This is a genomic window from Mesorhizobium sp. P5_C1, from assembly GCF_054049815.1.
In genome coordinates this window covers 1-3,554 of the sequence record NZ_JBFULQ010000547.1, presented here as the reverse complement: position 1 = coordinate 3,554, position 3,554 = coordinate 1, and the positions used below count along the sequence as shown (strand labels likewise).

Genomic DNA, 3,554 nt, shown 5'->3' with positions numbered 1-3,554 from the left:
CAATGCCTGGACCTGGCTTGGAGAGGGATTTGAATTTGAAAGGCGCGGCGGTTTTCGTCGCGCCTTTTTCATGCCGCGAGTTCTGCCAGATGCATGTCGCTCAAAGTGCGCGGTGGTCTTGAGGCAAACGACATTCATAAAAACAAAGACTTAAACGAGCGTCGTCTGAATCCCTTCAAACGCGACGCACTTTAGCAGCCCCAAAAACTTTCTCTTGCCGATAGCGCTAAAATAAAGGACAAATTTCCACTCGGGCATTTGCCGGCCCGAGACTGGACTTTATGGGACCAAAGGAGCTTCCCATGCCGCAGACCGGCACCGTCAAATTCTTCAACCATGCCAAAGGCTTCGGCTTCATCACGCCCGATGATGGCGCGAAGGATGTTTTCGTCCATATTTCAGCCGTGCAGGCGTCGGGCCTTCCTGGTCTTGAGGATGGCCAGAAAGTGTCCTTCGACACGGAACCGGACAAGCGTGGCAAGGGCCCGAAGGCCGTCAACCTATCGGTTGGCTGAACCGGCCCCAGACCGGCGACGGCTCCGGCTGAATAGCCCCGTTCCCTGCAGGGGTCTTTGACGCCTGTTTTGGATATTGTGCGTCGAAATCCGTTCAGCCCCCGTTCAGCCATGGTCGTATATTAGTCTTTGGTAAAGCCGGACCGCATCCCCCGAAACTTGCGCGGGCCGGCACGAAGGAGACCGACATGAATCGAATTTTCAAGACCGCTGTCCTGTCCGCTGCCGTGGTCGCCACCACGCTCGCGACCTTGCCCGCTGCCTACGCGGATGAGTGGCGCCATCACGGCCATCACGGCAACGGCGATGCAATCGCCGCCGGCGTCCTCGGACTCGCGGCCGGCGCGCTGATCGGTGGTGCGTTGGCCAATGACGGGCCCCCGCCCTATGCTGACCGCTACTACGATGACGGTTACTACGAGCGTGACGTCGTGGTCCGCCCGGCACCGGTGCGCCGCTACTATGCAGAGCCGAGGGTCGTCTACAATGAAGGCTACGCTCAGCCCTGGACGCGCGACTGGTACGACTATTGCTCGGATCGCTACCGTACCTTCAACGCCCGCACCGGCACGTTCACCGGCAATGACGGCGAACAGCATTTCTGCACGGCGAACTAAGACCTAAGGCATCCCTGCCCCAACGAAAGCGCTGACCGCAAGGTCGGCGCTTTTTGTTGTTGGTTTGATCGTCCCGGATTTCTCTTGAGATCGGCGCCGCCCCTCATCAGCCTGCCGGCACCTTTCCAGTGAAGTACGGGGAGAAGCCATTGGCTGCAGCACAGGCGCTCTTAGGTCAGAAAAGGGTTGGTCCGCCGCTCCTCGCCGAAGCGTCCGCCGGGACCATGGCCGCAGATGAAGCCGATGTCGTCGCCGAGCGGCAGGAGCTTGTCCTTAATCGAGGCGATCAGCGCCGCGTGGTCGCCGCCCGGCAGGTCGGTGCGGCCGACCGAGCCGCGAAACAACACATCGCCGACATGGGCGAACTTGGCCGCGCGGTTGTAGTAGACGACATGGCCAGGCGCGTGGCCAGGGCAATGCAACACCTCGAACACATGCGAGCCGAATGACACGGTCTCGCCTTCGGTCAGGAACCGGTCGGGCACGCAGTTGCGCGCGCCGGCGATGCCGTACCGCCTGCCCTGGTTTTCCAGATTGTCGAGCAACGGCTTGTCGGCCTCATGCGGGCCGATGATCTCGACGCCGAGCGCCTCCTTCAACTCCATGGCGCCGCCGGCATGGTCGATATGGCCATGCGTTATCCAGATCGCCCCGGCTGATATCGCGTTGTCCTTCAGCGCCGCCAGCACCTTGTCGATGTCACCGCCCGGATCGACGACGACACCCTGCTTGTCGTCCATGTCGAACAGGATGGTGCAATTCTGCTGGAACGGTGTGACCGGCACGATGCCGGCATTGAGCTGACCCATGATCGTCCTTTCGCTACTCCAGCGTGATGTAACGGCGCGGGCGAAGGGCGTCCACCCCTCGACAGACGAACGGTCGGTCGCTCCGAAAACGAAAATGGGCGGCCGAAGCCGCCCACTTAGAACGCCTAGACCGAATAGCTTACTTCTTCATGGCACCCATGACTGCGCCGAGAATGCCGGTCAGGATCGCGCCGCCGCCGGCACCGCCGACGATGTTGTTGAGATTCAGCGCGCTGCCGAGACCGCTCGTTGCTGCTGCCGCGGCCGCCGGATCGACCGCGCCGCCACCAAGCAGGCTGCCGAGGATCGCCGCACCGCCGACGCCGCCAATGGCTCCGCCCAGGATTTTGGGAAGCTGACCCAACGCCGCCGTCTTGAGCGCCGCACCGACCGCCTGACCACCGATGATACCCGTAATCACCTGTACAATGATCGGAAGAAGCGTGTTCATGTCCATATGATTAGTCCCTCCATAGCTGCCAGCCTTCCGGGCCGACACCATCATGAGACGCCGAAATGGACGAAAGTCAAATGCACAAACGCTTAAATAAAAGGGGCGGCCTCAAAACCGCCCCTGCTTGCTCGAAAAGCTGTGACTTTCGTTATTCTGCTGCGATCGCGTGCTTGGGCTGAACCGCTGCAGAATAGTCATTCATAAGGTTCTTGGCGATTTCACCGACCTCGAATCGGTAAGGTCCGATCTCCGAAACCGGCGTTACTTCCGCTGCTGTCCCGGTCAGGAAGCATTGCTCGAAGCCCTCGAGTTCTTCCGGCATGATGGCGCGTTCGATCACTTCCAGACCGCGATCCTTGGCCAGTCCGATGACCGTGCGGCGGGTGATGCCGTCGAGGAAGCAGTCGGGCTTGGGCGTGTGGATCTTGCCGTCCTTGACGAAGAAGATGTTGGCGCCGGTCGCTTCCGCGACCTGGCCACGCCAGTCGAGCATCATGGCATCGGCGTAGCCCTTGGCCTCGGCGGCGTGCTTGGACATGGTGCAGATCATGTAGAGGCCGGCGGCCTTCGACTTGGACGGCGCCGTGCGCGGGTCGGGCCGGCGCCATTCCGCCACGTCGAGGCGGATGCCTTTCAGCTTCTGCGCCGGATCGAAATAGCTCGGCCACTGCCAGATGGCGATGGCGCAGTTGATGCGGTTGTTCTGCGCTGAAACGCCCATCTGTTCACTGCCGCGCCAGGCGATCGGCCGGACATAGGCGTCCTGGAAACCTTGCTTCTTCAAAAGCGTGGTGGAAGCGTCGTTGAGCTCGGCCACCGAATAGGGAATCTTGAAGCCGAGCAGGCGCGCCGATTCATGCAGGCGCTCGGTGTGTTCGTTGAGCTTGAAGATCTCGCCGCCATAGGCGCGCTCGCCTTCGAACACGGCGCTGGCGTAGTGCAGGCCATGGGTCAGGACGTGGATCTTGGCGTCACCCCATTGGACGAACGCGCCATTCATCCAGATGAAGCCGTCCAGTTGATCGAAGGGAACGGATGCCATGGTAACCTCCCGCGGGCGGCAGCCCGCATAGTGTTGTATCGTTGTGTGTTTCGTGTCGGTCGCGCAAGGCGGCCTTTATGCTGGAGCGTAGGCGGATAATTGCGCTCTGGCAAACTC

Annotated in this window: 5 protein-coding genes; 2 read left to right on the top strand and 3 right to left on the bottom strand. The window is 61.1% G+C overall.

Annotation, left to right across the window (positions count from 1 at the left end; all coding sequences use genetic code 11):
* Positions 1–302 precede the first annotated feature (302 nt).
* Positions 303–515 carry a cold-shock protein gene (locus ACXJ7R_RS27625; protein ID WP_013530020.1) on the top strand — a complete coding sequence of 71 codons (213 nt, stop codon included), beginning with the start codon at positions 303–305 and terminating at the stop codon, positions 513–515.
* Positions 516–703: 188 nt separating this feature from the next.
* Positions 704–1,132: a BA14K family protein gene (locus tag ACXJ7R_RS27620; RefSeq protein ID WP_457154592.1), complete on the top strand. Its 429-nt coding sequence runs from the start codon at positions 704–706 to the stop codon at positions 1,130–1,132.
* Between the two features lie 170 nt (positions 1,133–1,302).
* On the opposite strand, the gene ACXJ7R_RS27615 is transcribed toward ACXJ7R_RS27620, so the two are convergent.
* The 3 genes from ACXJ7R_RS27615 to ACXJ7R_RS27605 all read right to left on the bottom strand — a co-directional run bounded on the left by ACXJ7R_RS27615 (position 1,303) and on the right by ACXJ7R_RS27605 (position 3,437).
* Positions 1,303–1,941, bottom strand: coding sequence for an MBL fold metallo-hydrolase (locus ACXJ7R_RS27615; protein WP_457154591.1), 639 nt, complete (start codon positions 1,939–1,941; stop codon positions 1,303–1,305).
* A 139-nt stretch (positions 1,942–2,080) separates the two neighbouring features.
* Complete coding sequence (locus ACXJ7R_RS27610) at positions 2,081–2,398, bottom strand: hypothetical protein (protein WP_095091700.1); 318 nt, start codon at positions 2,396–2,398, stop codon at positions 2,081–2,083.
* 145 nt (positions 2,399–2,543) lie between these two features.
* Positions 2,544–3,437, bottom strand: a complete 894-nt coding sequence (locus ACXJ7R_RS27605) for a branched-chain amino acid aminotransferase (RefSeq protein WP_095090875.1) — start codon at positions 3,435–3,437, stop codon at positions 2,544–2,546.
* Positions 3,438–3,554 lie beyond the last annotated feature (117 nt).